General features: G+C 55.8%; 5 protein-coding genes and 2 pseudogenes. 4 read left to right on the forward strand and 3 right to left on the reverse strand.

Translation table 11 applies throughout. The features are described from left to right. Nucleotides 1–68: 68 nt before the first annotated feature. Nucleotides 69–1,418 (forward strand): annotated as a pseudogene (locus DV027_RS16810) (helix-hairpin-helix domain-containing protein); the annotation flags it as partial. A 153-nt stretch (nucleotides 1,419–1,571) separates the two neighbouring features. Here the strand turns inward: DV027_RS16810 and DV027_RS16815 are convergent. Continuing rightward, on the reverse strand, nucleotides 1,572–2,816 hold the full coding sequence (locus DV027_RS16815; RefSeq protein ID WP_007396161.1) for a type II toxin-antitoxin system HipA family toxin: 1,245 nt from the start codon (nucleotides 2,814–2,816) through the stop codon (nucleotides 1,572–1,574). Beyond that, complete coding sequence (locus DV027_RS16820) at nucleotides 2,806–3,405, reverse strand: helix-turn-helix domain-containing protein (protein WP_019087483.1); 600 nt, start codon at nucleotides 3,403–3,405, stop codon at nucleotides 2,806–2,808. The genes DV027_RS16815 and DV027_RS16820 overlap by 11 nt, the downstream gene beginning before the upstream one ends. Nucleotides 3,406–3,820: 415 nt before the next feature. Between DV027_RS16820 and DV027_RS16830 the strand changes: the two genes are divergently transcribed. From DV027_RS16830 to DV027_RS18230, 3 genes and pseudogenes are all read left to right on the forward strand, one after another. After that, complete coding sequence (locus DV027_RS16830) at nucleotides 3,821–4,060, forward strand: hypothetical protein (RefSeq protein ID WP_034933542.1); 240 nt, start codon at nucleotides 3,821–3,823, stop codon at nucleotides 4,058–4,060. Further along, complete coding sequence (locus tag DV027_RS16835) at nucleotides 4,061–4,195, forward strand: resolvase (RefSeq protein WP_007396158.1); 135 nt, start codon at nucleotides 4,061–4,063, stop codon at nucleotides 4,193–4,195. An 81-nt stretch (nucleotides 4,196–4,276) separates the two neighbouring features. Next, nucleotides 4,277–4,382, forward strand: a pseudogene (locus DV027_RS18230) (IS481 family transposase); the annotation flags it as partial. 32 nt (nucleotides 4,383–4,414) lie between these two features. Here the strand turns inward: DV027_RS18230 and DV027_RS16840 are convergent. Continuing rightward, nucleotides 4,415–5,854 carry a DUF6880 family protein gene (locus tag DV027_RS16840; RefSeq protein WP_130732959.1) on the reverse strand — a complete coding sequence of 480 codons (1,440 nt, stop codon included), beginning with the start codon at nucleotides 5,852–5,854 and terminating at the stop codon, nucleotides 4,415–4,417. Nucleotides 5,855–6,000: the final 146 nt, after the last annotated feature.

Below are 6,000 nucleotides of genomic sequence, written 5' to 3' on the forward strand. Positions count from 1 at the left end.
GAGCGAAAATACGCAGAAGAAAGATACGACAATGCAATCAATGTGACCTCTTGCATCGTAAAGGCCGTCCACATAAGGGGGACATGGTGCATCCCTATCTGCGCCGGCGGGCCGGGCAGGAAAAGGAGATCTACCCGACGCCGGAACTCGAAAAGGTGCTCAAGAAGACGCTGGGCATTCCGCTGTTCCAGGAACAGGTGATGCAGGTGGCCATGGTGTGTGCCGGGTTTTCGGCGTCCGAGGCCGACCAGTTGCGCCGGGCCATGGCGACGTTCAAGAATACCGGCACGGTCTCGCGTTTCCGCACGCGACTGATCGAAGGCATGACGGCGCGGGGTTATCCCGCGACCTTTGCCGAGCGCATCTTCCAGCAGCTTGAGGGGTTTGGCAGTTACGGCTTTCCCGAAAGCCATGCGGCCTCATTTGCCATCCTTGCCTATTCGTCATCCTGGATGAAATGCGCCCATCCAGATGTGTTTCTGGCCGCCCTCCTGAACAGCCAGCCGATGGGGTTCTACGCCCCGGCCCAGCTTGTGCGCGACGCCCGCGAGCATGGGGTCGAGATCCGGCCGGTCTGCATCAACGCCTCGCGCTGGGACAGCATACTTGAAGGCCCGGAGCGGAATGACGGGCTGTTTGCCGTCCGTCTGGGCATGAACCTAGTGAAAGGGCTGGCCAATGAGGATGCGGCCCGGATCGTGGCAGCGCGGGGCGACCGGCCCTTTGCCTCGGTCGATGATCTGTGGCGTAGGGCAGGGGTGAAGGGGGCGGCCCTGGCCCATCTGGCCGAGGCGGACGCCTTCCGGCCGGGGCTGGGTCTGGCCCGGCGTGAGGCGCTTTGGGCGATCAAAGCACTACGTGACGAACCCCTGCCGCTGTTTGCCGCAGCTTCCGTCGTGCGTGAAGCGGAAGAACCCGACGTGCTGCTCCAGCCCATGCGGGACGGGGCTGAGGTCGCGCGCGACTACAACCGCACCGGCCTGACCCTGCGGGATCATCCCGTGGCTTTCCTGCGCGATGATCTTAGCGAACGCGGGATGGTGACGTGCCGGCAGGCCCTGGAGGCCCGGGACAGGAGCAGCCTGTCGGTGGCAGGATTGGTGCTGGTCCGTCAGCGGCCCGGTTCGGCCGAGGGCGTGGTGTTCTTGACGCTGGAGGACGAAACGGCCACGATCAATGTCATCATCTGGCCCGATATGTTCGAGCGTTTCCGCAGGGTGGTCCTGTCAGGACAGATGTTGGGGATTGTCGGGCGGTTGCAGAAGGAAGGGGAAGTGGTGCATTTGGTGACGCGTGAGATTGTGGATCTTTCCCACCTGCTAGCCGATGTGGGAAATCGATCGTCGCAGATACTTCCAGACTTCGATCAGGGCAGGTCTTCCGAAAATATCATTGTGAAGGCCCGGAATTTCCATTGAATGTTGTGTCAGAAGGATAATTCATCTTCGCGATGTTTGCTTACGCCTACACATTAGTCATGCGGAGTGCTGGACTGTGTTTCGCAAAGCGGACATCATTGCTTGAAAGTCTTATCTCCGGATCCAGCGGCAATATTCATTCAGCTTCGTTTCTTAGCTGGTCGCCTCGCCTATGATAGGCAGAGTCTTTAGATGGTTGTCGATGACCTTGACTATATGACGGGACATCGGAAGATGCGCCTTCTCGGATGACCATCGATCCATGAAGAGACCGACAGTTTCACGTGCCGTGTCGAGGACCAGCTTTCTCGGCAGCGCGGCCTTGCCGGCGAGGTGAAGAAGCTCCTCTTTCGTGAATTGATCAAACCGTCGCGTACGACTGAAATTCAAGGCCGACTGATCGCCCGGAATGTAGGGAATCGTCGATACGAAGTCATAGGCAGGAGAGAGCTTGGCGGTCCGCTGGTCGGGGTAGATGAGTGACCAATTTTTTAGATGCATATCCCCGTTGCCGATGAGGGTATTGAAAGTCAGGCGACGGATGAACTCGGCAACATCGTTATGATCGGACTCAGCCGCGATCACCGACGCGATGCTGCGGTTGCTTGCCTTTTTGTACTTATCTTCGGAATAGACCCCATAGACCTGAGCAAAGTCCTCGATATGGATGGATGTGCCATCTTCGCAACGATCAAAGCGCTCGATGATAAAAGCCTTGTCTCCAAGCTGGTCGATGCCGTCCGGCAAGTTTTTGATACCGCTAATATCTACCAAGCCGATAGGTGGGACATTGATGCCAACCATGCGAGCAAGCGTCATCATCGAAAATTCGTTTTCAGGGACGCCATGATACTCTCTTGAGGGAAGCTTGACGATCCAACCGCCCCCGATCCCACTTGCTGGAATGGTCAGGCCACCGGCAGCGTCGATGACGGCTGAAAATTTCAACTGAACCCCAGCAAGCGAAAACCGGAGCGCGTTTTCATGGGTGTTTGAGCCCTTAACCTCGACTTGATCATCGAGATCATCAAACAAAGGCCGTGCTTCATCTTCAGCGACCTCGACCGTCACAGCCCCGGGCAGGTCGCGGCCGAGGGCTTGGATCAGGAAGAACTCACGCATCTCATTGACGCCCGCCTTTTCTGCCAGATAGCTGCGGAGACGACCTTCAGGAAGCAGGTTCGAGAAGAACGGCATGAGCTTCACCTTGATCGGCCTGAAGTCGTTCCGCAACTCCCCATACTGGTCTTTGAAGGACAAACCGAGCGTTTCTCTGTCCGCGTTACCAATATAGGCGTCATTGAACGTAAATATAGATCGTTCATCGCCAAGATGCGTGAGTGTCCCGATCGGTTTGCCATGGAGTTTGACGGTCAGGAAGGAAACATCAAGCATCATCGTCCTCCTCATCAAGAGAGTAGGCCGGACGTGATAGGGTATCTCCGCTATCGGGTAGCGGATCATGTGAAGCCTTGTTGCGGATCGTTCGCATTATTTTGAGGCTTTCATTGAGTGAGACCATCTCTTTTCCTGGACGACCGATCTGCTCAATTATGTGACGCAGTTTTTTCATTTCCTCGAGGTCGAGCATCGATACTCGGAACCGGTGCAAGTCGGAGATAGACTTCTGAAGTCGCTGAAGTCCTTCGAGGTCTGGCATGCTCATTTGGATGCCGCGCATTGTCTCACTGATTCGCTGCATCTCCTTTTGGATTGCAACGACGTCTTTGCGGTTGGAGCTGATCGCATCGCGGCTTAGGGAACGCACGACGGCCACAGCCTTGCGTGGAACAAGAGCAAGCTCCAGATCAAGGGCATGAGCGAGCGCGGCCAAGCTTGAGAGGCGTAGGTCGACAGTTCCTGCTTCGATCCGGGAAATCTGCGCTTGAGGCACCCCAGCCAACTCGCTCAACTCGCGTTGGCTTAACCCCTTGGTTTTGCGCGCTGCTTGCAATCGCTCTGCTATGCCTGTTATGTCGTAGCTCATATCAATGTTCTTTTCTGCATCAATTCACATATATGATGCAGTTTTATATATCAAAATTTTGGGTACCTTTCAAGATTGATATATATATTTCGATATCAAATAATAATTTTATGTATATTTTGAGGTGGCCCCGTCCGTTCGGACAGTTTTGTGGGCTTGATAAGCTATACCCGATTGATGTCATGCCGGCATTTGGGGGCGAACTGGAAATCGTCGCTCGATTCCCCGATCATGCGGTGAAGATCCGCAATTTCTCCGAATTGAACGCGAAGCGGGGGCGTTTGAGACTTACGCCAGTCCCGCCGATTACCGCTATGACATACGTAAACGCCCGAACACGGGATTTGTGATGTTCCGACCGTGAGTTTTTCGATGCCTCATACCCTGTTTTTTTGCGGAAATGGGGGGTGGCGGCATGGTAAAAGATACGAAACGCAAACTCGGCGGTATCGTCCCGGCCAACGATAACGGGCCGGTCGATCCTGCCGCGAAAGCGCGGTGCGATGAACTGATGTTTGCCCTGGCGAGCGCAATGGGCCGCCAGATCGCCCGCGAAGAGTTCGCCCGTCGGAAATTGGGGCGGGCGGCCAACGACAATTGCCCTCTTCCCGGCCATCGCCCGGACGGGAAGGACAGGCCGGAAAGGGGAGAGTGAATGACCCGCGTAGCTCTTTATGCCCACCATTCGTCCGACAACCAGAGTGCGGCCTCCATCGAGGACCAGTTGCGCCTGCGCGATGAAATGGCCGTCCGTGAAGGCTGGCCCGTCGTGCAGACCTATCGGTGTTGATTTTCACTGAGAACTGATGGCGTGGACGGCTCCCTGTGATCCTGAGAGGATGCTGAGGAGTTGAATGTCAGTGAAGGAAACCATCATGCGTTCCGTAATGCTGATCACATCAAACCGGCTGATCGTGAACATCATGAAGCAGGTCGACGAACTCCTTGATTACGCCAATAACGTTTCACAACCTGACAGACATTCAGCTGCCCCTATCGCTGTCTTTAATTATTCACCGATCAGCGACCAGAAACCCAGCTTGCGCTTATGCTGCGCTTTCAAGCGGGTCATAAAGGCTTCATGGGTTTCCATGCCGTTTGTCGCTGTCAGCATTTGTGCAAGCAGCCGACAGGAGGCGAGATCCTTCGCCGCATAGGAATAATAGCGGGAAAGCGCCTTATTCAGCACGGCCTCGACCAGCAGGCGGTAAAGAAGGGTCGCCTCATTGGGATACGATTCAGACAGACGATCCGCAGCCGGACGTAGTGTTCCGTAATTACGCCCGTCCAGTTCTGCCGTATGCTCCCGCACGAGACGGGCAGCAGCGTCGAGCGCTGGCCATTTAAGAAGAGTGGAAAGGGCTACGCCCCTGACCGGGAAATTACGGATGTGATTGAGTGCCTGTTCTTCAGCATCAATCGCGTCGTAATCGCTGAGTTGGCGTTGATATGCTTGCCAGTGCGGCAGGCTAAGGCGTTCCTGAAAGATTTTCCATCGCAGGGACTGGGCTGTGTCGCGATCGCCCACGGCTTCGCACGCTTCGATCCGAAGATCGTCATTTTCCCAGCGGAACCGGGGCGTCTCCTCAGTCTCCCGGTCGAGCCATTCGAGCGCCTCATGGGCACGCTCCTTGTCCAGCAGGCGACGTGCAACATCGCCAATAGAAGAGGACTGACGTTCACTCAGGTTGACTGCTTCGATATAGGCATCGACGTCACCTATTGCATCGGCCAGATCCTTCAGATGACCGAGGGTCTGCATGCGCGCAAAGTCGGTACGATAGTCTCCCTTCGCATTTGAGGCGGGAAGGTCGTGCAGTCGTGCAAGCAGCGTGTTTCTGAGTATGGCCGCGCCCGGCTTCCCCAGTGCTTCACCGCACGAGACAAGCAGATGGTCACAGGTGCCATACCCGTCGTTATCGAGAAGTGTGAGCATATCCCTGACAGTGACAGCCGGATCCCGACCAGCCTGTCGTCCCCAGAGGGAGCCAAGATCGGAGGCCGCTTCGCGAAACACATCTGACAGGTAACCGGAACTGTCATCAGAGCGCTCATAGACGGAAGGAGCAAGTTCCACGAGAAGACGCATGGCGGAAATGGCCTGCCCGACATCCGTCGTTGCAACATCGTTGAGAATGGATTGCCGTAAGGCATCGAGCTCGGTCGTAAGGGGTTTGATCCGGTCCCAGGGCAGGAATCCACGGGAACGCTGGATCGTTCGCAGCCTCTTTTCGATCTCCTTGCCGAGTTTGTCTTTCGCATGAGTGGCTGTCAGCGCCATGCGCAGCTTCCGGGTGAGCACGGCATCCTGTTCCGACAGTTCGACCAGAAGGTCTGCAAGCCGATCCGCACCAAGGGCTTTCAGATTGTTTTTCGTGACGGTCGTGCCAACTTTCGCGGATGCGGCGGGTTTGCGGGTGGCAGGTTTTGAAGAAGGAGTGCGGACCATGAATGCAGATTATGACAGCGACACAGGGGACGCAATCAAAAGCCGTTGTCAGGAAAAAGAGGAAAAAAGCTAGTGTCCTGATTCTGAAGTTTCGCTGATTTTGGTAGTACGGAGGCAGAATCGCTTGACGGCCTGCAGGATGTCGT

Source organism: Komagataeibacter xylinus (assembly GCF_004302915.1).
Classification (GTDB): Bacteria; Pseudomonadota; Alphaproteobacteria; order Acetobacterales; family Acetobacteraceae; genus Komagataeibacter; species Komagataeibacter xylinus_C.

Excerpts from the sequence above, each read along its gene's own strand:
- DV027_RS16830 (WP_034933542.1), top strand. The coding sequence starts at position 3,821 with ATGGTAAAAGATACGAAACGCAAACTCGGCGGTATCGTCCCGGCCAAC.
- DV027_RS16815 (WP_007396161.1), bottom strand. The coding sequence starts at position 2,816 with ATGATGCTTGATGTTTCCTTCCTGACCGTCAAACTCCATGGCAAACCG.
- DV027_RS16840 (WP_130732959.1), bottom strand. The coding sequence starts at position 5,854 with ATGGTCCGCACTCCTTCTTCAAAACCTGCCACCCGCAAACCCGCCGCA.
- DV027_RS16820 (WP_019087483.1), bottom strand. The coding sequence starts at position 3,405 with ATGAGCTACGACATAACAGGCATAGCAGAGCGATTGCAAGCAGCGCGC.
- DV027_RS16835 (WP_007396158.1), top strand. The coding sequence starts at position 4,061 with ATGACCCGCGTAGCTCTTTATGCCCACCATTCGTCCGACAACCAGAGT.